The organism is Streptomyces sp. NBC_01433, from assembly GCF_026340105.1.
Classification (GTDB): Bacteria; Actinomycetota; Actinomycetes; order Streptomycetales; family Streptomycetaceae; genus Streptomyces.
Map to the genome: position 1 here is coordinate 5,506,569 of NZ_JAPEPM010000001.1, position 20,377 is coordinate 5,526,945.

Annotated in this window: 18 protein-coding genes and 1 tRNA gene; 14 read left to right on the top strand and 5 right to left on the bottom strand. The window is 72.0% G+C overall.

Annotated elements, in window-relative coordinates; translation table 11 throughout:
- Nucleotides 1-41 precede the first annotated feature (41 nt).
- Complete coding sequence (locus OG413_RS24860; RefSeq protein WP_266808887.1) at nucleotides 42-2,555, bottom strand: SCO7613 C-terminal domain-containing membrane protein; 2,514 nt, start codon at nucleotides 2,553-2,555, stop codon at nucleotides 42-44.
- Nucleotides 2,556-2,646: 91 nt separating this feature from the next.
- On the opposite strand from OG413_RS24860, the gene OG413_RS24865 reads away from it, so the two are divergent.
- Together OG413_RS24865 and OG413_RS24870 are read left to right on the top strand one after the other, a co-directional pair.
- Nucleotides 2,647-3,093 carry an SRPBCC family protein gene (locus OG413_RS24865; protein ID WP_266808888.1) on the top strand — a complete coding sequence of 149 codons (447 nt, stop codon included), beginning with the start codon at nucleotides 2,647-2,649 and terminating at the stop codon, nucleotides 3,091-3,093.
- 39 nt (nucleotides 3,094-3,132) lie between these two features.
- A tRNA-Val gene (locus tag OG413_RS24870) sits at nucleotides 3,133-3,204 on the top strand.
- Nucleotides 3,205-3,268: 64 nt separating this feature from the next.
- Here the strand turns inward: OG413_RS24870 and OG413_RS24875 are convergent.
- Nucleotides 3,269-3,994 (bottom strand): 3'-5' exonuclease, encoded by a 726-nt coding sequence (locus OG413_RS24875; RefSeq protein ID WP_266808890.1) that lies wholly within the window; start codon nucleotides 3,992-3,994, stop codon nucleotides 3,269-3,271.
- A 230-nt stretch (nucleotides 3,995-4,224) separates the two neighbouring features.
- Between OG413_RS24875 and OG413_RS24880 the strand changes: the two genes are divergently transcribed.
- From OG413_RS24880 to thrS, 3 genes are all read left to right on the top strand, one after another.
- The gene (locus OG413_RS24880) at nucleotides 4,225-4,818 is read left to right on the top strand and encodes a DUF4365 domain-containing protein (protein ID WP_266808892.1); all 594 of its coding nucleotides are present in this window, start codon (nucleotides 4,225-4,227) and stop codon (nucleotides 4,816-4,818) included.
- Nucleotides 4,818-6,089 (top strand): hypothetical protein, encoded by a 1,272-nt coding sequence (locus tag OG413_RS24885; protein ID WP_266808894.1) that lies wholly within the window; start codon nucleotides 4,818-4,820, stop codon nucleotides 6,087-6,089. Before OG413_RS24880 ends, OG413_RS24885 begins: the two co-directional genes overlap by 1 nt.
- 131 nt (nucleotides 6,090-6,220) lie before the next feature.
- A complete protein-coding gene (gene thrS / locus OG413_RS24890; RefSeq protein WP_266808895.1) occupies nucleotides 6,221-8,197 on the top strand; it encodes a threonine--tRNA ligase in 1,977 nt (658 codons plus the stop codon).
- Between the two features lie 50 nt (nucleotides 8,198-8,247).
- On the opposite strand, the gene OG413_RS24895 is transcribed toward thrS, so the two are convergent.
- Nucleotides 8,248-8,925: a potassium channel family protein gene (locus OG413_RS24895; RefSeq protein ID WP_266808897.1), complete on the bottom strand. Its 678-nt coding sequence runs from the start codon at nucleotides 8,923-8,925 to the stop codon at nucleotides 8,248-8,250.
- 66 nt (nucleotides 8,926-8,991) lie between these two features.
- Here OG413_RS24895 and OG413_RS24900 point away from each other — a divergent pair, with 66 nt between their 5' ends.
- Nucleotides 8,992-9,567: an HIT domain-containing protein gene (locus OG413_RS24900; RefSeq protein ID WP_266808898.1), complete on the top strand. Its 576-nt coding sequence runs from the start codon at nucleotides 8,992-8,994 to the stop codon at nucleotides 9,565-9,567.
- An 87-nt stretch (nucleotides 9,568-9,654) separates the two neighbouring features.
- Here the strand turns inward: OG413_RS24900 and OG413_RS24905 are convergent, their stop codons facing one another.
- Together OG413_RS24905 and OG413_RS24910 are read right to left on the bottom strand one after the other, a co-directional pair.
- Nucleotides 9,655-11,325 carry a hypothetical protein gene (locus OG413_RS24905; protein WP_266810349.1) on the bottom strand — a complete coding sequence of 557 codons (1,671 nt, stop codon included), beginning with the start codon at nucleotides 11,323-11,325 and terminating at the stop codon, nucleotides 9,655-9,657.
- 150 nt (nucleotides 11,326-11,475) lie between these two features.
- Nucleotides 11,476-13,704 (bottom strand): elongation factor G-like protein EF-G2, encoded by a 2,229-nt coding sequence (locus tag OG413_RS24910; RefSeq protein ID WP_266810351.1) that lies wholly within the window; start codon nucleotides 13,702-13,704, stop codon nucleotides 11,476-11,478.
- A gap of 384 nt (nucleotides 13,705-14,088) precedes the next feature.
- On the opposite strand from OG413_RS24910, the gene pgsA reads away from it, so the two are divergent.
- The 8 genes from pgsA (at nucleotide 14,089) to OG413_RS24950 (ending at nucleotide 20,304) form a co-directional block, all read left to right on the top strand.
- Nucleotides 14,089-14,766: a phosphatidylinositol phosphate synthase gene (gene pgsA, locus OG413_RS24915; protein WP_266808899.1), complete on the top strand. Its 678-nt coding sequence runs from the start codon at nucleotides 14,089-14,091 to the stop codon at nucleotides 14,764-14,766.
- Nucleotides 14,763-15,686 (top strand): phosphatidylinositol mannoside acyltransferase, encoded by a 924-nt coding sequence (locus OG413_RS24920; RefSeq protein ID WP_266808901.1) that lies wholly within the window; start codon nucleotides 14,763-14,765, stop codon nucleotides 15,684-15,686. Before pgsA ends, OG413_RS24920 begins: the two co-directional genes overlap by 4 nt.
- Entirely contained in the window at nucleotides 15,683-16,843 is a 1,161-nt protein-coding gene (locus OG413_RS24925; protein ID WP_266808902.1) for a glycosyltransferase family 4 protein, read from the top strand. The genes OG413_RS24920 and OG413_RS24925 overlap by 4 nt, the downstream gene beginning before the upstream one ends.
- An 89-nt stretch (nucleotides 16,844-16,932) precedes the next feature.
- The gene (locus OG413_RS24930) at nucleotides 16,933-17,169 is read left to right on the top strand and encodes a hypothetical protein (RefSeq protein ID WP_266808904.1); all 237 of its coding nucleotides are present in this window, start codon (nucleotides 16,933-16,935) and stop codon (nucleotides 17,167-17,169) included.
- A 105-nt stretch (nucleotides 17,170-17,274) separates the two neighbouring features.
- Entirely contained in the window at nucleotides 17,275-17,820 is a 546-nt protein-coding gene (locus OG413_RS24935) for a hypothetical protein (protein WP_266808905.1), read from the top strand.
- 149 nt (nucleotides 17,821-17,969) lie between these two features.
- A complete protein-coding gene (gene pdxS / locus OG413_RS24940; protein WP_073729423.1) occupies nucleotides 17,970-18,890 on the top strand; it encodes a pyridoxal 5'-phosphate synthase lyase subunit PdxS in 921 nt (306 codons plus the stop codon).
- A 6-nt stretch (nucleotides 18,891-18,896) separates the two neighbouring features.
- Complete coding sequence (pdxT, locus tag OG413_RS24945) at nucleotides 18,897-19,490, top strand: pyridoxal 5'-phosphate synthase glutaminase subunit PdxT (RefSeq protein ID WP_266808907.1); 594 nt, start codon at nucleotides 18,897-18,899, stop codon at nucleotides 19,488-19,490.
- Nucleotides 19,491-19,551: 61 nt separating this feature from the next.
- Nucleotides 19,552-20,304, top strand: a complete 753-nt coding sequence (locus tag OG413_RS24950) for a YebC/PmpR family DNA-binding transcriptional regulator (RefSeq protein WP_266808909.1) — start codon at nucleotides 19,552-19,554, stop codon at nucleotides 20,302-20,304.
- The last annotated feature ends 73 nt before the right edge of the window (nucleotides 20,305-20,377 follow it).

Consider the following 20,377-nt stretch of genomic DNA (forward strand, 5'->3'; position numbering starts at 1 on the left):
GACCCTCTGCGTTTCGCGTCTTCTCCGACATCGGCCCCGCCTCAGCGCATCCGGCCCAGGGCGTCCTTCAGCCGACGCGCGTCGCGCTTGCGCTGCTCGTACGTCGCACCGACCACCAGGAGCAGTGCCCCGGCCAGCGCCGGTGGCAGCCAGCGCGGCAGCGCACCCACGACCTGCACCACATACGGCGCCAGTTCGTGCAGGGCGACCAGCGCCAGCACCGCGCCACCGAGCAGCAGCACCGCCTGGAGCCGGAACCGGGCCCCCAGCAACGTGATCACCAGCGCCGCCACCCCCAGGAGCAACGGCCGCACCCAGCCCGTGTCGACCCACGCCGCGCAGAGACTCGGCACCAGCGTCGCGGCCAGCCCCGCCCCGTACGCCGTCCACGACGACGACGCCGCATCGCGCCGCTGCCTCAGCACCCCCACGACCAGCGCGGCCACCGTCACCGGCAGCGTGTACGCCTCCGGGTCGGTCACCTCCCAGGCCGCCAGCCGCACCCAGGTCGCGGCGAGGAACAGCGCCACCGCCGCATATCCGGCCACCGGCCGCCGCTCCGGCCGCACCGCCGTGCCCGCGGCCAGCACCGCGCACAGGGCCAGCACCAGCGCCAGGAACCGCGCGTCCGGCACCGCGAGCCCCACCGCGACCACCGCCCCCGCCACCCCGGTGAGCTCCACCGGCAACGCCACCGGATGCCGCCGCAGCCGCGTCCCCAGCAGCACCGTCACCGCGGGCACCACCAGCATCAGCGGCGCGGCCCGGTACCCGGCCAGCTCCAGGGAAGGCCCGGCACACCCGGCGAGAGCCATCCCCCACACCACAGCGGCACACGCGAACAACGCCCGCACCGCCACCGCCCGAGCCCGTACCGCCGCCCCGGCGAACAGCGCCAGCAGCAGCCCGAACACCGCGTAGGTGGCGACCTCGGAGGCCAACGACAGCAGCCCCGCGCTCACCGCCCCCGCGAGCGAAGCGACCAGCGCGGTCACCGCCACACCCGAGGGGGCACCGCCGGGCCCCGCCGGACCTCGTACCGCCACCAGCAGTGCCGGCGCGACCAGTACCGATTCCAGGGCGAGTGCCACCGGGTACGGCACATCCAGCGCGGCCGCCGCCACCAGCAGCGCACCCCAGCCGAGAACGAGCCCACCCGCGCCCGCCGCACCCCGCACCGGCTCACCCGGCGACAGCAGCGGCCCGGCGACCCGCACCACGACGGCCCACCACCGGTGGGCGGCCCCCAGCAGAGCGGCCACCAGCGCGAGGACCACCGGCGCCGCGGACATCCGCGACCACGGCACCGACGCCCCCAACGCCCCCCGGACACCGTCCGGCGCCCCCTGCCACACATCGGACACCAGCGACAACGGCCCCATCAGCACCGCCGCGACCGGAGGCATCGCCCACACCAGCGAACCGCCCACCACCGCGACCGAAGCCACCAGCACGCCCCGCCCGGCAGCCCGCGGCAGCCGGATCCGTACCACCGCCAACAGCGCCGCACCGCACAGCAGATACCCCACCACCGGCCACTGGGGCGGCACCGTCGCCCGCAGCACACCGCCCACCGCGGCCACCGCCGCCAGCCCCGCCGCCGCACCGGCGGCCGTCGCGAACCCGGCCGGCGCCCGCCACGTCCCGGCCAGCGCCACGGCGGCACCGGCGAGCAACAGCGCCCCCGGCGCCACCGCGCCGAGCGGGCCGTCGGCCGACAACGACTCCGCCAGAGCCACCAGCAGCGCGCCCAGCCCCGTCACGGCCGCACCCGCGCACGCCGTGACCCGCACCGCCGGGCCCTTGCCCCACAGCGCGATCACCCCGTCCAGCACTGCCGTCACCAGCAGCGCCCACCCGAACACGAGGGACGGCGCACCGGCCGCCCACGCCCACAGGAACAGCGGCCACTGGGCCATCACCACGGCCGCGGGCAACGGCAGCCGCAGCGCGCCCAGCGCCAGACCGTAGGCCGCCCAGACCAGCGCGAGCACCGCCGAGGCGGCCGCGGTGAAACCGAGCCCGTCCGTGTCCGGCGCCGCCACCGCGTGCACCGCGTACGCGTCGAGCACCGTCAGCACCAGCGCGAGCGCGCCCAGCGCCTCGGCGGTGGCGGACAGCTTGCGGTTCAGCAGAATCGCGGGCGTGCCGAGCGCCAGGAGGGTCACCGTGCTCAGCACCGCACAGCGCCCGCCGATGCCCATCGTGCCCCAGCTGACCAGGGTGAACGCGACAGCGGCGATCGCCAGCAGCAGCCCGCCGAGGGTGAGCAGCGCATTCTGCGCACTGCGCGGCGCGGCGACCGGCGGTGCGGCCCAGGGGCGGGCCCCCGAGCCCGCAGGCGGGCCCCATGCCCCGGCCCCGGACGCGGGCGGCGGACCCCAGGGGCGGATCCCGGACGCCGACTGCCGGGCGGTCGGCGCGGGCAGCGGCTGCTGGAGAGCACTCAGCAGCCAGGCGCGCCGGTGGAGCAGCTGGCCCCTGCGGGTGTCCAGCCGCGCCAGTTCTCGGTCGAGGAGCGCCAATTCCTCGGCGGGTGGCGGCACATGTTCCATGGACGCAGTGTGGTCCCGCCCACACGTTCGTACATGCGCTCGGATACTCAGTTCCGGGCCTGAGTAGGACCGGAGCGAGCAGACTGGAGTCATGGACTGGTGCCACTACCGCTTCACCGCTGTCTGGGACATATCCGCGCCGCCCGACACCGTGTACGCCGTGCTGGCGCGCCCCGAGGAGTACGCGCGGTGGTGGCCGCAGGTCCGCGAGGTCACCACCGTGGACGACAACACCGGCACCGCGCGCGTCCGTTCGTTCCTCCCTTACGAACTCGTCGTCACCGCCCGCCGACGCCGCGACGACCCCGTCGCGCGGATCGTCGAAGCGGCCATGACCGGGGATCTGGAGGGGTGGGCCCGCTGGACCGTCGAGGAGTACGGCGACGGCAGCCGGGCGCGGTACGAGCAGGAGGTCGACGTGCGCAAGCCGTTGCTGCGGCGGCTCGCCGTGCCCGGTCGCCCGCTGTTCCGGGCCAACCACACCCTGATGATGCGGGCCGGACGCCGGGGCCTCGCGGCCCGGCTGGAAGGAGTTTGAACGAAGCCCGCCGAGCCCTGTATGGTTCAACCCGTTCCCGGGCGATTAGCTCAGTGGGAGAGCGCTTCGTTCACACCGAAGAGGTCACTGGTTCGAACCCAGTATCGCCCACCGGGAAGAGCCGGTCCGTCAGCGTCAACGACGGACCGGCTTTCTCATGCGCCGGGTCCCGGCCTCAGGCCGCCGCGGGCAGCTCCGGGCGCAGCGGCCACGCGGGATCCACCGCTTCCGGCGTACCGCTCTTGGCGAACCACGCCTGCAACCCCCGCGCCTGCGCCGCGTGCCACACCGCCTGCAGGGTGTGCAGCTCGGCCGGGGTCAGCCGCTCCAGGCGGGCCGAGAACCGCCTGCCCACCGCGCGAACCAGCTCCAGCGACGCCGTGGCATCGGCCGCCGCGTCGTGCGCCCCGTCCAGCACCACCCCGTACACCTCGCAGAGATCGCCCAGCGTGCGGCGGCCCTTGCGGTAGCGGTCCAGATGCTTGTCCAGCACCCGCGGATCCACCACGCACAGCGGTGCGTTCTCCAGGTAGCGGGCCAGCGACGACGCCCGGTGCCGCCGCAGCTCCCGGTCCAGCAGCGTCAGATCGAAAGGTGCGTTCATCACGACGAGCGGACGGCCCGTCGCGCACTGCTCGGCCACCGCCCGCGCTATCTCCTCCACCACGGGCGCCGGCCACCGGCCGTTGCGCTGCAGATGGTCATCGGTCAGCCCGTGTATCCCGGTCGCCCCCGCGGGCACCGGCACCCCCGGGTTGACCAGCCAGCGGGTGACGCGGGAGCGCCCTCCCGCGGTGTCCTGGACGACGAGAGCGGCCGAAACGATCCGGTCCTCCTCGACGTCCACGCCTGTCGTCTCCGTGTCGAAAGCGGCCAGTGGCCCCTCGAACCAGTGCATCATCCCCGAACTCCTCGCACCTGCCCGGCAGATGGAGTTATTCCCCTGCCCGATATCGGTGATACCCGGGCTGTTTGCCTGATACGCCGTTTGCGGCCGGTCTCCTGCGGTGACAACACAGTTGACGGGCAAGGAAGTTGAACCGCCCGCCGACCCCTCTCGGCAGACGCCGGTCCTCCTCGGTGGACGAGGACCGGGCGACCGATCGGCACGCCCGGAAGGCACATGGAGCCATGGCGCTCTCGCAGCCCGACCCAGGCCCCACCCGCGCCGAAGGCTACGGGGGAGGGCTGCTGTCCCAGCGGACCGCACCGCTGCGGGGCACGCTCGCCACGACCGCCTGCATGGAGACCCTCCAGGTGGGTTACCTGCACGCGGTGGCGGCAGCGGCGGGGTGTTCCCTCTCGCAGCCCTTTCCCGACAACGGCATCGACTGGCACGTCAGCCACGCCGCCCCCGCCCACACCGTCGACGACGAAGTGACCATCAAGGTGCAGCTCAAGTGCACCTACCAGATCCCCCCGCACCCGCCGGGCCGGTCGTTCTCCTTCACGCTCGACAACGCGCACCTCGTGAAGCTCGCCCGGACACCCGTGTCGGTGCACAAGATCCTGGTCGTGATGATCGTGCCCCGCAGCCAGGACGACTGGCTGAGCGCCGGGCCCGAGCGGCTCGGCCTGCGGCACTGCTGCTACTGGACCAACCTGGCCGGCCACGCGGTGACGGGCCGGCACAGGACCACCGTGCGGATCCCGACCTCGCGGATCTTCGACGACCGCGCACTCTGCGAGATCATGGCCCGGGTCGGGGCGGGAGGGAGACCCTGATGCACCGGTCGATGGACGAGCCCCGGCGCGGAACGGCGCCACCGGGCCCCCGAGCGCACCCCGTTGACGACCCGGGGCGCCGGGCGGCCCCCCGTACGCCCACCGGAGACCTGCCCGACCCGGCGGGCGTGGATCCCGCGGTCCTCGGCGCGCTCCTGCGGCGGCACGGCTGGCAGCGGCGCGGCGGAGCGGCCGGACGCTACGGCCGCTGGACCCCGCCGGGACCGGCCGCGGGGGCGACGAGCCTGCTCGTGCCGGACACCGCCGCGTTCCGTGACAGCGAGGACCTGCTCGCCGAGGCGCTGACCGCGCTCGCCCGCAGCGCGGCCCCGTCCGCCGGCGAGATCCTCGTCTCCCTCGCCGTGCCCAGCGACGAGATCCGCTGGTGGCGCGATGTGCCCGAGTCCGCCGCCGGCGCGGCCGGAGCCGCGGGCTGGGCGGAGGCGGAGACGCTGCGCTCGGCGGCCCGCCGGATCCTCCTCGCCGGAGCCCTCGCCGTACGCGGCCGGGCGGGCTACCACGGGGCACGCCGTCGCACCAAGGCCCGGGCGGCGCTGGAGGGAACGCTCATCGGGCCCGCGCCCGGCGGCCGCAGGCTCACCGCGTATGTGCCCGTCGCCTCCGGACGGGCCCTCGCCGTCCAGCTCTACCAGGCGCTGCACGCCACCCGGGAGGCCGTCGACTACCAGCGGGCGACCGGAGGCGCGGAAGCCTTCGACGCCGCGGTCGGGGCAGGCGTCAGCCGCGAGCTGACCGAGGCCCTGATCGCCCTGGTGCGCGGCTCGGAAGGGATCGGGATCGCCGTGGACTGGGCACCGGCCGCCGGTACCCCGGACGGCTGCCCCGCCCGCCCGGAACCCGTCGAGTTCTCCCCGGGCGACCTGCCGGCCCTGCGCCTGGCGGGTGCCCGCTACCTGCGGGACGAGCCCGCCGCGCCCGTACGGATCACCGGCGCCGTCGTCCGCATGCGCCGCTCGGGTCCGCGCGGCGCCGGGATCGTACGGCTGCGGGTGCTCGCGGGCGCCGAGGTCGCCCATGTCCGCATGGAGCTGGACGAGGAGGCGTACCGGATCGCGGGCCACGCGCACCTGGTCGGGCTGCCTCTCCGGGTGGAGGGGCAATTGGAGAACCGGGGCGGATTCCGGCGGCTCACCGGGGCCTCACAGGTGTCACCCGTCCAGGTCGACGAGGCCGAACGGGACCGGCTGATGAAGTCGCTCCAGGAGAACGTGGACTTCTTCGAGGAGGCGTGCACGGGCGAGGAGGAGTAGCCGGGGGGCCGTTCGTCCCGGCCGGGGGCGGGCCCCCGGCGCAACCCTTTCGCGTCAGGGGCCCCCGGCTCGGTACGATTCTCCTGCGAGCGCGACGGAATGCGCCGCACCCCTTGAGTCAGGAGAGACCGGTGTCAGACGTCCGTGTGATCATCCAACGCGATTCCGAGCGGGAAGAGCATGTGGTGACGACGGGCACGACGGCCGCCGAGCTCTTCCCCGGTCAGCGCACCGTCGTGGCCGCCCGCGTCGAGGGGGAGCTGAAGGACCTCGCGTACGAGCTCAAGGACGGCGAGACCGTCGAGCCCGTCGAGATCTCCTCCGAGGACGGCCTCGACATCCTGCGGCACTCCACCGCGCATGTGATGGCGCAGGCCGTGCAGGAACTCTTCCCGGACGCCAAGCTGGGCATCGGCCCGCCGGTCAAGGACGGCTTCTACTACGACTTCGACGTCGAGAAGCCGTTCACCCCCGAGGACCTCAAGGCCATCGAGAAGAAGATGCAGGAGATCCAGAAGCGGGGGCAGAGGTTCTCCCGCCGGGTCGTCAGCGACGAGGCCGCCCGCGAGGAGCTGGCCGACGAGCCGTACAAGCTGGAACTCATCGGCATCAAGGGCTCCGCGTCCTCGGACGACGGCGCGGACGTCGAGGTGGGCGGCAGCGAGCTGACCATCTACGACAACCTGGACCCCAAGTCCGGTGACCTGTGCTGGAAGGACCTCTGCCGGGGCCCGCACCTGCCCACCACCCGGTTCATCCCCGCGTTCAAGCTGATGCGGAACGCCGCCGCGTACTGGCGGGGCAGCGAGAAGAACCCGATGCTCCAGCGCATCTACGGCACCGCCTGGCCCACCAAGGACGAGCTGAAGGCGCACCTGGAGTTCCTGGAGGAGGCCGCCAAGCGCGACCACCGCAAGCTCGGCAACGAGCTGGACCTCTTCTCCTTCCCCGACGAGATCGGCCCCGGTCTCGCGGTCTTCCACCCCAAGGGCGGCGTCATCCGCCGGGCCATGGAGGACTACTCGCGGCGCCGCCACGAGGAGGAGGGCTACGAGTTCGTCTACAGCCCCCACGCCACCAAGGGCAAGCTCTTCGAGAAGTCCGGCCACCTGGACTGGTACGCCGATGGCATGTACCCGCCCATGCAGCTCGACGACGGGGTGGACTACTACCTCAAGCCGATGAACTGCCCGATGCACAACCTGATCTTCGACGCGCGCGGCCGTTCCTACCGCGAACTGCCCCTGCGCCTCTTCGAGTTCGGCACGGTGTACCGGTACGAGAAGTCGGGCGTCGTACACGGCCTGACCCGCTCGCGCGGCTTCACCCAGGACGACGCGCACATCTACTGCACCAAGGAGCAGATGGCCGAGGAGCTGGACCGGACGCTCACCTTCGTCCTGAACCTGCTCCGCGACTACGGGCTCACCGACTTCTACCTGGAGCTCTCCACCAAGGACCCGGAGAAGTTCGTCGGCTCGGACGAGGCCTGGGACGAGGCCACCGAGACGCTGCGCCAGGTCGCCGAGAAGCAGGGCCTCCCGCTGGTCCCGGACCCGGGCGGCGCCGCGTTCTACGGCCCGAAGATCTCGGTGCAGTGCAAGGACGCCATCGGCCGCACCTGGCAGATGTCGACCGTGCAGCTCGACTTCAACCTCCCGGAGCGCTTCGACCTGGAGTACACCGGCCCCGACGGCACCAAGCAGCGCCCGGTCATGATCCACCGTGCCCTGTTCGGTTCCATCGAGCGCTTCTTCGCGGTGCTCCTGGAGCACTACGCGGGCGCGTTCCCGGTCTGGCTGGCCCCGGTCCAGGCGGTCGGCATCCCGATCGGTGACGCCCACATCCCCTACCTCCAGGAGTTCGCGGCCAAGGCGCGGAAGCAGGGGCTGCGGGTCGAGGTGGACGCCTCGTCCGACCGGATGCAGAAGAAGATCAGGAACCAGCAGAAGGCCAAGGTTCCGTTCATGCTCATCGCCGGTGACGAGGACATGGCCAACGGCGCCGTCTCCTTCCGCTACCGCGACGGTTCGCAGGAGAACGGCATCCCGCTCGACGAGGCCCTGGCGAAGATCGCGAAGGCCGTCGAGGACCGCGTCCAGGTCTGATACCCGCCGCAGCCGCAGGAGTACGAGCGCGTACGAGGGCCCCTGGGGAGTCATCCACTCCCCGGGGGCCCTTTCTCGTCCTCGCGGGTGAACACCTGCAGCAGCCACGACGAGAACGAACCCGTCACCGCCCCCAGCAGCCCCAGGCCGCAGACCATCAGCAGGGCGGCGACGGCCCGCCCGCCCGGGGTGACCGGCACGGCATCCCCGTACCCGACCGTGGTCAGCGTCGCGCACGCCCACCACGTGGCGTCCCCGAAGGTACGGATCGTGGCACCGGCGGCGGCGTGCTCCTGGTGGTACACGGCCAGGGCGGCGCTGAAGCCGAGGAGCAGGGCGCTCAGGCCGGCGTAGGCCATCACCCGGGCGTACAGGCTCAGCCGCGGCCGGTCCCGGCGGTTCTGCACCGCCGTGTAGACCCGGATCACCCGCAGCGGGCGCAGCAGGGGCAGCACCAGCACCACGGTGTCGAGCCAGTGGACGCGGACGAAGCGCGCGCCGAGGCCGCTCTGCCGGAGCCGTACGACGTAGTCCGCGGCGAACAGCAGCCAGGTCGAGCAGACCAGGGCCAGGGCGACGTCCCGCCAGGGCCCGGCGTCGTGGGGCGCGAGGACGCGGACCGCGTAACCGAGCAGGAAGACCACCGAGGCGGCGAACAGCGGCACTTCCGTGCGCTGCTCCCAGCGGGTCAGCCGGGGCGGGGCCACCGGCACGGATCGGTTGCTCATGACCTCAGCCTCGCGGGGCACCGGCCGGGGTGGCCCCGGCGACACGCACGGCGGGGGTGAAGCAATATGCTGATCGGCATGACGAGTGAGCCGGAGCAGCAGATCGGAGTGGGAACGCCCGACGCGTTCCAGCGCCTGTGGACGCCCCATCGGATGGCGTACATCCAGGGTGAGAACAAGCCGAGCGGTCCGGGGGCCGAGGACGGCTGTCCGTTCTGTGTGATCCCGCCCAAATCGGACGAGGACGGGCTCATCGTCGCACGCGGTGAGCGCGTCTACGCCGTGCTGAACCTCTACCCGTACAACGGCGGCCATCTGATGGTCGTGCCGTACCGGCACGTGGCCGACTACACGGAGCTGGACGGTGCGGAGACCGCGGAGCTGGCCGACTTCACCAAGCGGGCGATGATCGCGCTGCGCGCGGCGTCCGGGGCGCACGGGTTCAACATCGGGATGAACCAGGGGTCCGTGGCGGGGGCGGGCATCGCCGCACATCTGCATCAGCATCTGGTGCCGCGCTGGGGTGGGGACACCAACTTCATGCCGGTGGTCGGGCACACCAAGGTGCTGCCGCAGCTGCTGGGCGACACCCGGACGATGCTGGCCGCCGCCTGGCCCGCCGGAGAGCTGCCGGCCGGCTGATCCGCGCCCTCGTACTACCGCACGTCGTACGGATGTGGGGCGCCCCGGCCGCATCGCCGGGGCGCACCGCATCCGTGTGCGCGGGCCCTACGCGTCGTACACGTCGGCCTTCCTCGGCGCCGGGTCCTGCACGAGGCCGCTGAGCATCATCGAGCGGTTGTCGAAGCGCTCGGTGTCGACGCCGTTCTCCGTGAGGACCCGCATCGCCGCCGAGTGCACGGCGCGCAGGACGGGGGTGGCGGCGCGCATCGCGTCGTCCGCCATGAAGCGGTGGTTCCACGGCTTGGCCGCCCAGGCGTGGCGCAGTCCGAAGGGCTCCGGGAGGACCAGCTTGCCGCCGAGGTAGTCCAGGAGCGGCGGGTACCAGGTGAGGGGGGCGCGCAGCGCGAGCCGGACCACCTCGTGCGCGTCGACGAGCGGCAGCTGGATCTTGCGGGTCTCCCAGAACCTGACGGTCTTGTTGACCGTCCTGGACTTCTCCTCCGGCTTGGAGAGGAAGAGCCCGTGGACCGGGCCGAGCGCGTGCCCGGTCACCTCGATGCGCAGGGTCTCGTGGAGCACGGTGACAGTGACCATCATCGTGATCACGAGCTGGCCGTCCCAGAGGGTGAACTGGACGCCGAGGTAGTGCCGGTCACCGCTGCCGAACTGCTGGTGGTTGCAGATCCGCTGTATCTCGTGCGGTTTGATCTGGAAGGTGGCGACGTCCTCGCCGTCGGGGCGGGAGACCGATCCGGCGTTCTCGCCGACGGGCGACACGATCCAGTGCTTGACGGACGGGGTGGGGAAGCCGCCGGTGTTCAGCGGGCCGCGCTCCAGCATCTTCAGCTGGTCGTGGATGATCCGGATCAGGTCCCAGCTGCGGAACTGGTGGATCTCCTTGGTGGGGTCCTTGGAGACCAGTTCCTCCGCGAGCTGCCAGCTGCCCCAGCGGGTGCCCATCCCGAGGACGCCCTTGGGACCGGCGTAGAAGACCGAGTTGGACTGCTGTTCGGCGGACAGCTTCTCCAGGCCCTGGCGCAGGGCCTCACGGGCGGTCTCGTTCGGGTTCTTCGGTGCGGCCTCGGGGATCTTGGCGACGACACCGGCGCCGGAGAGCAGGCCGTCCCAGCGGGCCCGCAGGTCCTTGGCGGATGCCTCCGCGATCCGCTTCGCGACGAGCCATCCGACGACCGGCGCGATGATCGTCCCGCGCAGGTAGAGCGCCAGGAACCCGTTCAGCGGGAGCTTGATCAGCAGGATCAGGGCGCCGATGCCGAAGACGAACAGCAGGGCGGTGCCCACGGACCGGAAGACCTTGTCCTTGGACTTGTTGAGGGCGTCGCGCCCCCGGAAGACCAGGACCCACAGCAGCATTCCGGGCAGGAAGAGGATGCCGAACACCGCGGTTACCAGGGTCAGCCGGGTGTCCCGGGCCTTGCGCAGCCCGCTCGCGGAGAGGCAGTGCTCGACCACCGTCTGGGGGTCGGTCCCGAACGACTGGATGAGTGCGCCGCGGGCGCCGCCGAGCGTCCGTTCCTGGACGGCACGGGCGAATGCCTCGCCAAGATTCGGCTTGAAATAGTCGGACTTGAAGAGCTTGGAGGAGCCCGGCTTCACTTCCGACTTGTGCCACTCGCTGTTGGCTTCGAGGATCTTCTCCACCGGGCTGTCGCGGTACGCCGCGGAGGCCAGGGCGTTGGTCGCCACGGCCTGACCGCCGGTTCCCTGCAGCGGAATCTGCGCTCCGGGTGAAAAGTCGAATCCGTCGTTGGCCACTGTCGCCCCCACTCGCCGCACGGTCTGCTCCTGCGGGTGTGCCCAACTACCGTACGCGGCATACCTTCTGAGCTGCGACCACAGAGTATCGTCCGGATCGCGACACCGCCCGGTCCCGTTGTCCGGGCGGGCGGTGATTGCGACACCCCGTCAGTCACCCGTCGCCGCGCCGTTCTTCCGCTCGTCGCGGATGCGTGCGGCGAGCTGGTGCGGCATCGCCTCGTGCCGGGCGTACGAGCGGTCGAAGCGGCCGGTGCCGTGCGACAGGGACCGCAGGTCGACGGCGTACCTGCCGATCTCGATCTCCGGCACCTCGGCCCGCACGAGGGTGCGTCCGCCGGGGTTCTGCTCGGTGCCGACGACACGGCCGCGCCGTCCCGACAGGTCGCTCATCACGGGTCCCACGTAGTCGTCGGGGATCAGCACCCGGACCTCGGCGACGGGTTCCAGGATCTGGACGCGGGTGTCCGCGGCGGCCTCGCGCAGGGCCTGCGCGCCCGCGGTCTGGAAGGCGGCGTCGGAGGAGTCCACCGAGTGCGCCTTGCCGTCGCGCAGGGTGACGCGCAGGTCGACGAGCGGATGCCCGGCGACGATCCCGCGAGCGGCCTGCGCGCGGACGCCCTTCTCGACGGACGGGATGAACTGGCGGGGCACCGCGCCGCCGACCACCTTGTCGACGAACTCGATGCCGGTGCCGGGGGGCAGCGGCTCGACCTCGATCTCGCAGACGGCGTACTGGCCGTGACCGCCGGACTGTTTGACGTGCCGGCCGAGCCCCGACGCGGGGCCCGCGAACGTCTCACGCAGCGGGACCAGGTGCGGTACGGCGTCGACCTGGACGCCGAACCGGCCGCGCAGGCGTTCCAGGGCGACGTCCTGGTGGGCCTCGCCCAGGCACCACAGGACGACCTGATGGGTGTCCGGGTTCTGTTCGAGGCGCATGGTGGGGTCCTCGGCGACCAGCCGGGCCAGGCTCTGGGACAGTTTGTCCTCGTCGGCCTTGCCATGGGCCCGGACGGCGAGCGGGAGCAGCGGATCGGGCATCGACCAGGGTTCCATCAGGACCGGATCGTCCGTGGCGGAGAGGGTGTCACCGGTCTCGGCGCGGCCGAGCCTGGCGACACAGGCGAGGTCGCCCGCGACGCACTGGTCCAGGGCGCGCTGCTGTTTGCCGAACGGGGAGGAGAGCGCGCCGACACGGACCTCCGCGTCGTGGCAGGGGCGGGGCTCGTGGGCGGGGTCGGTGAGGCCGTGACCACACAGGTGCACGGTGTCGTCGGCGCGCAGGGTGCCTGAGAAGACACGGACGAGGGAGACCCGGCCCACGTACGGGTCGGAGGATGTCTTGACGACCTCGGCGACCAGCGGTCCTTGAGGGTCGCGGTCGGGGGCGGGTCGGGGGTCGCCCCCGGGGGTGGTGACGGTGGGGAGGGCGCGTTCCAGTGGGGTGGGGAAGCCGCCGGTGATCAGTTCCAGGAGTTCGACGGTGCCGATGCCCTGGCGGGCGCCCTCGGCCGCGGGGGCGGCGGTGAGCACGGGGTGGAAGGTGCCGCGCGCGACGGCGCGTTCGAGGTCGTCGACGAGGGTCCGGCTGCTGATGTCGCCGCCGTCGAGATAGCGGTCCATCAGGGTCTCGTCCTCGCTCTCGGCGATGATCCCCTCGATCAGCCGGTCGCGGGCCGCCGCGAGCTCCTCGCGCCGGTCGTCCGGGGGCGGGGTCTCCTTCCGCTCGCCGGAGGAGTAGTCGAAGACCCGCTGGGTGAGCAGTCCGGTGAGACCGGTGAGCGGGGCATGCCCGTCCGGGCCCTCGGGTCCCTGGACGGGCAGATACAGCGGGAGTACGGCGTCGGGTTCGTCGCCGCCGAAGATCTCCGCGCAGACCCGGGTCATCTCGTCGAAGGAGGTGCGGGCGGTGTCGAGGTGGGTGACGACGATGGCCCGCCCCATGCCGACCAGGGCGCATTCCTCCCACACGGCGCGGGTGGTCGCGGCGACGGCGTCCGCCTCCTGTGCGGCCGAGACCACGAAGAGGGCCGCGTCCGCCGCCCGCAGACCGGCCCTGAGTTCCCCGACGAAGTCCGCGTAGCCGGGGGTGTCCAGCAGATTGATCTTGCAGCCGCCCCATTCGACGGGGACCAGGGAGAGCTGTACGGACCGGTGGCGGCGGTGTTCCGTCTCGTCGTGGTCGGAGACCGTCGCACCGTCCTCGACCCGGCCGGCCCGGTTGACCGCGCCCGCGGTCAGGGCCAGGGCCTCCACCAGGGTGGTCTTGCCCGATCCGCTGGGGCCGACCAGCACCACATTCCGAAGGGAAGAGGGATGGTCGGCCGTCGGTGCCCTGCCGGCGGCTCCGGGGTGTGCGTGTGACGTGGCGCCCATGATGTGTGCCTCCCGGTCGAGTGCGCGGTGCGAAGAGATCACCTGCGCGGTGGGGAGAGGGGTCACGGGCACGGGGGAGCCGCCGCGGCGGCTCCGGCGACGCCCGCGGTGTCGGTGGCCCGCTCCGCGACGGTGAGTGCGCTCCCTGCCGCGGGGCGGTCCGTAATCCGAGCTTTCCACTCCGGCCCGGTCGCGTCCATCCGTCGTGCGTCCGTCGGCATCCGTCGTGTATCTGTCGTGCATCCGTGGCGCGCCGGGCGACGGGGCGTGACGAAGACACCCCCGGGGACGGGTGCCCGTCCGGTGGACCGCGCGCGTCGTGACTACGATGGGCCAGCCGGTGGCCGAAGGGGCCGCTCGGCCAACCGAACCCTCGGGAAGGCCATGCTGAACAAGTACGCGCGTGCATTTTTTACGCGTGTCCTCACGCCGTTCGCCGCTCTGCTGCTCCGTCTGGGGGTCAGCCCCGACGCGGTCACTCTCATCGGCACGGCCGGAGTGATGGCAGGTGCGCTGGTCTTCTTCCCGATGGGAGAGTTCTTCTGGGGCACGATCGTCATCACGATCTTCGTGTTCTCCGACCTCGTCGACGGCAACATGGCGCGGCAGGCCGGGATCTCCAGCCGGTGGGGCGCGTTCCTCGACTCGACGCTCGACCGGGTCGCCGACGGGGCGATCTTCGCCGGGTTCGCCCTCTGGTACGCGGGCAGCGGTGACGACAACGTGCTCTGCGCCGTCGCGATCTTCTGCCTGGCCAGCGGCCAGGTGGTCTCGTACACGAAGGCGCGTGGTGAATCGATCGGGCTGCCGGTCGCGGTGAACGGTCTGGTGGAGCGCGCCGAGCGGCTGGTGATCTCGCTGGTCGCGGCCGGTCTGGCCGGTCTGCACACGTTCGGGGTGCCCGGGATCGAGATCCTGCTGCCGATCGCGCTGTGGATCGTCGCCGCGGGCAGCCTCGTGACGCTGATCCAGCGCGTGGTGACCGTACGCCGTGAATCCGCCGAGGCGGACGCCGCGGCCGCCGCCGGACCGGCGGCGCGGGGGAGCGAGGCCGCGCAGTGAGCGGCACCGTGTCCGATCTGCGGGGACGGCTGACCGACGGGCTGTACGGGCTCGGCTGGGGCGCGGTCAAGAAGCTGCCCGAGCCCGCCGCCGAGGCGCTGTTCCGCACCATCGCCGACCAGGTGTGGAAGCGGCGCGGCAAGAGCGTCCTGCGGCTGGAGTCGAACCTGGCACGCGTGGTGCCGGACGCGAGCCCGGCCCGCCTCGCCGTGCTGTCCAAGGCCGGTATGCGCTCGTACATGCGCTACTGGATGGAGTCGTTCCGGCTGCCGACCTGGAGTCCGCAGCGGATCAAGGACAGCATCGACGTCACGGACGCCCACCGGCTGACCGAGGGCATGGACGCCGGGCGCGGGGTGATTCTGGCGCTGCCGCACCTGGGCAACTGGGACCTCGCGGGCGCCTGGGTCACCACCGACCTGAAGGTGCCGTTCACGACGGTCGCCGAGCGGCTCAAGCCCGAGACGCTGTACGACCGGTTCGTGGCCTACCGCCAGGGCCTCGGCATGGAGGTCCTGCCGCACAACGGCGGGGCGGCCTTCGGCACGCTGGCCCGGCGGCTGCGTGCGGGCGGTCTGGTCTGTCTGGTCGCCGACCGCGATCTGTCGGCCTCGGGGGTCGAGGTGACGTTCTTCGGCGCCGCCGCGCGGATGCCCGCGGGTCCTGCGCTGCTGGCCCAGCAGACCGGCGCGCTGCTGCTGCCGGTCACCCTCGCGTACGACGGGACGCCGGTGATGAAGGCGCGGATACACCCACCGGTCGAGGTGCCGACGAGCGGCAGCCGTACCGAGATGACGTCCGTGATGACCCAGGCGCTGGCCGACGCCTTCGCCATCGGTATCGCCGAACACCCGCAGGACTGGCACATGCTGCAGCGGCTCTGGCTCGACGACCTGGACCCCCGGGGGGAACAGCCGTGAAGATCGGCATCGTCTGCCCGTACTCCTGGGACGTACCCGGTGGCGTGCAGTTCCACATCCGGGACCTGGCCGAGCATCTGATCCGCCTCGGCCACGAGGTCTCCGTCCTGGCGCCCGCCGACGACGAGACCCCGCTGCCGCCGTACGTGGTGTCGGCGGGGCGTGCCGTTCCGGTGCCGTACAACGGCTCGGTCGCCCGGCTGAACTTCGGCTTCCTGTCGGCCGCGCGGGTGCGCCGCTGGCTGCACGACGGCACGTTCGACGTGATCCACATCCATGAGCCGACCTCGCCCTCGCTGGGCCTGCTGGCCTGCTGGGCGGCGCAGGGGCCGATCGTCGCCACGTTCCACACGTCCAATCCGCGGTCCCGGGCGATGATCGCCGCCTATCCGATCCTCCAGCCCGCGCTGGAGAAGATCAGTGCGCGGATCGCGGTGAGCGAGTACGCGCGGCGGACCCTGGTGGAGCATCTCGGGGGCGACGCCGTGGTGATTCCCAACGGGGTCGACGTCGGGTTCTTCGCGAAGGCCGAGCCCAGGGCCGAGTGGCAGGGCGGCACGATCGGCTTCATCGGCCGGATCGACGAGCCCCGCAAGGGCCTGCCGGTCCTGATGAGGGCGCTGCCCGCGATCCTCGCCGCCCGCCCGGAGACCAGACTGCTGGTCGCGGGGCGCGGTGACGAGGAGGATGCGGTGGCCTCGCTGCCCGCGACGATGCGCGAGCGGGTCGAGTTCCTCGGCATGGTGAGCGACGAGGACAAGGCGCGGCTGCTGCGCAGTGTCGACCTGTACGTCGCGCCGAACACGGGCGGCGAGAGCTTCGGCATCATCCTGGTCGAGGCGCTGTCGGCGGGCGCGCCGGTGCTGGCGAGCGATCTGGACGCCTTCGCCCAGGTGCTGGACCAGGGGGCGGCGGGGGAGCTGTTCACCAACGAGGACGCCGACGCGCTGGCCGGGGCGGCGATCCGGCTGCTGGGCGACCCGGAGCGGCGTGCGGAGCTGCGCCGGCGGGGCAGCGACCATGTGCGGCGCTTCGACTGGTCGACGGTGGGGGCGGACATCCTCGCGGTGTACGAGACGGTGACGGACGGGGCGGCGTCGGTGGCGGCGGACGAACGGACGGGGCTGCGGGCGCGACTCGGGCTGGCCCGGGACTGAGCGGTTCCGGCGGCGTCGTCGGACTCTCCGGCGGCCGGCCCGGCGCCCCAGGCTCGGGCTCGTCCAGCGGCCCCCACCCGCACTGGCACATGATCGATCCGAACGGCGTCCGGATCAACCCGCTGGTTCATCCCGGCAGCGGCTCCGGCGGCGGGCTGCCCAGGACCAGCACCGAACAGGACGGCGAGCCCGGCACCATCTTCTGGCAGCGGGCCCGGCGGTGGCTCTCCACCGAGTCCGGCTGCACCGGGCCGGTCGACGGCGCGATGGGCCCCGACTCCTGGCGCGGCGTGGCCCGCTTCCTCAACCAGGACCGCTGGGACTGACACGGGAGTTCCGTACGGCGGGGCGGGGCTCGCGCACGGCGGTCCGCCCGCCGGAGAGCGCCCGGAGCGCGGGGAGCGGCCCGCCCGACGGTAGCCTTTGCGCCCGTGACCGAAACCCTCATCTGGATCGCCGTCGCGCTCTTCGCGATCGGCCTGTACCTCAGCTGGACCGCCGGACGGCTCGACCGGCTGCACGCGCGGATCGACGCGGCCCGCGCCGCGCTCGACGCCCAACTGCTGCGCCGCGCCTCGGTCACCCAGGAACTGGCCACCTCGGGCGTCCTCGACCCCGCCGCGTCGATCGTCCTGTACGAGGCCGCGCACGCCGCCCGCCAGGCCGAGGAGGACCACCGCGAGGTCGCCGAGAGCGAACTGAGCACGGCGCTGCGGGCCGTCTTCGGCGAGCCCGCCCAGGTCGAAGCCGTGAAGGAGATCCCCGGCGGTGAGGAGGCGGCCACCGAACTCGCCGCGGCCGTGCGCCGGGTACCGATGGCCCGGCGCTTCCACAACGACGCCGTGCGGGCGGCCCGCGCCCTGCGCAGGCACCGCACGGTGCGGCTGTTCCGGCTGGCCGGGCACGCGCCGTTCCCGCTCGCCTTCGAGATGGACGACGCGCCGCCGGTGGCCCTCGCGGACCGCCCCGGAACCTGACGCCCGGAGCGCCGACGACGCCGTACACCGCAGGGCTGTCCTGTGGAAAACGATCCACGGCCTGTCCATTGGCCCTTGCTGTGGACTGGTCCCGGAGCGTTTGCTCGGTCGTGCAGCATCCAGAGCGTCTTTCCACCGAGTGAGGTCCCGTGTCCACGCTTCCCAGCACCCCGCAGTCCACCGAGTCCCCGGCCACCGGCACCGCCCGCGTCAAGCGCGGCATGGCCGAGCAGCTCAAGGGCGGCGTGATCATGGACGTCGTCGACGCCGAGCAGGCGAAGATCGCCGAGGACGCGGGCGCCGTGGCCGTCATGGCCCTGGAGCGGGTGCCCGCCGACATCCGCAAGGACGGTGGCGTGGCCCGGATGTCCGACCCGAACATGATCGAAGAGATCATCGCGGCCGTCTCCATCCCCGTCATGGCCAAGTCCCGCATCGGCCACTTCGTCGAGGCGCAGGTCCTCCAGTCCCTCGGCGTCGACTACATCGACGAGTCCGAGGTCCTCACCCCGGCCGACGAGGTCAACCACAGCGACAAGTTCGCCTTCACCACCCCCTTCGTCTGCGGGGCCACCAACCTGGGCGAGGCCCTGCGCCGCATCGCCGAGGGCGCGGCCATGATCCGCTCGAAGGGCGAGGCCGGCACCGGCAACGTCGTCGAGGCCGTCCGCCACCTGCGTCAGATCAAGAACGAGATCGCCCGGCTGCGCGGTTACGACAACAACGAGCTGTACGCCGCCGCCAAGGAGCTCCGCGCCCCGTACGAGCTGGTCAGGGAGGTCGCCGAGCTCGGCAAGCTGCCCGTCGTCCTGTTCTCCGCCGGTGGCGTGGCCACCCCCGCCGACGCCGCGCTGATGCGCCAGCTCGGTGCCGAGGGCGTCTTCGTCGGCTCCGGCATCTTCAAGTCCGGCGACCCCGCCAAGCGCGCCGCCGCGATCGTGAAGGCCACCACCTTCTACGACGACCCGAAGGTCATCGCGGACGCCTCCCGCAACCTGGGCGAGGCCATGGTCGGCATCAACTGCGACACGCTGCCCGAGGCCGAGCGCTACGCGAACCGTGGCTGGTAACCACAGATGAGCGACACCCCTGTGATCGGAGTCCTGGCTCTCCAGGGCGACGTACGGGAGCACCTGATCGCCCTGGCCTCGGCCGATGCCCTGGCCAGGCCGGTCCGGCGCCCCGAAGAGCTCGCCGAGGTCGACGGCCTCGTCATACCCGGCGGCGAATCCACCACCATGTCCAAGCTCGCCGTCCTGTTCGGCATGCTGGAACCGCTGCGCGAGCGGGTACGGGCCGGGATGCCGGTCTACGGGACCTGCGCCGGAATGATCCTGCTCGCCGACAAGATCCTCGACCCGCGCTCGGGCCAGGAGACGGTCGGCGGCATCGACATGATCGTGCGCCGCAACGCCTTCGGACGGCAGAACGAGTCCTTCGAGGCCGCGGTCGAGGTCGACGGCATCGCGGGCGGCCCGGTCGAGGGCGTCTTCATCCGGGCACCCTGGGTCGAATCCGTGGGGGCCGCGGCCGACGTCATCGCCGAGCACGGTGGCCACATTGTCGCCGTACGGCAGGGAAACGCCCTGGCCACGTCGTTCCACCCCGAACTGACCGGGGACCACCGGGTTCACGCCCTGTTCGTCGACATGGTGCGCGCAGTCGGCTGACCGGATCCCGGTAGGATCTCTCGGGTTCGGATCGATTTTGGTGACGCGAAGGAGAAGGCAGATGTCCGGCCACTCTAAATGGGCTACGACGAAGCACAAGAAGGCCGTGATTGACGCCAAGCGCGGCAAGCTCTTCGCGAAGCTGATCAAGAACATCGAGGTCGCGGCGCGTTCCGGCGGCGTGGACCCCGAAGGCAACCCGACGCTCGTCGACGCCATCCAGAAGGCGAAGAAGAGCTCCGTCCCCAACAAGAACATCGACTCCGCGGTCAAGCGCGGCGGCGGTCTCGAAGCGGGCGGCGCCGACTACGAGACGATCATGTACGAGGGCTACGGTCCCAACGGCGTCGCGGTGCTCATCGAGTGCCTCACCGACAACCGCAACCGTGCCGCGTCCGACGTACGTGTCGCGATGACCCGCAACGGCGGCTCGATGGCCGACCCGGGTTCCGTCTCGTACCTCTTCAACCGCAAGGGCGTCGTCATCGTCCCCAAGGGCGAGCTGGCCGAGGACGACGTCCTCGGTGCGGTGCTCGACGCGGGGGCCGAGGAGGTCAACGACCTCGGTGAGACGTTCGAGGTCGTCAGCGAGGCCACCGACATGGTCGCGGTCCGTACCGCGCTCCAGGAGGCCGGCATCGACTACGACTCGGCCGAGGCCAACTTCCTGCCCACCATGCAGGTCGACCTCGACGAAGAGGGCGCGCGCAAGATCTTCAGGCTCATCGACGCGCTGGAGGACAGCGACGACGTGCAGAACGTCTTCGCCAACTTCGACGTGTCCGACGAGGTCATGGAGAAGGTCGACGCCTGAGGCGCGACCGGCGCAGCTTCGGCGGACGGGCCGACGGGGACACACCCCGTCGGCCCGTCGCATTGTCAGTGCG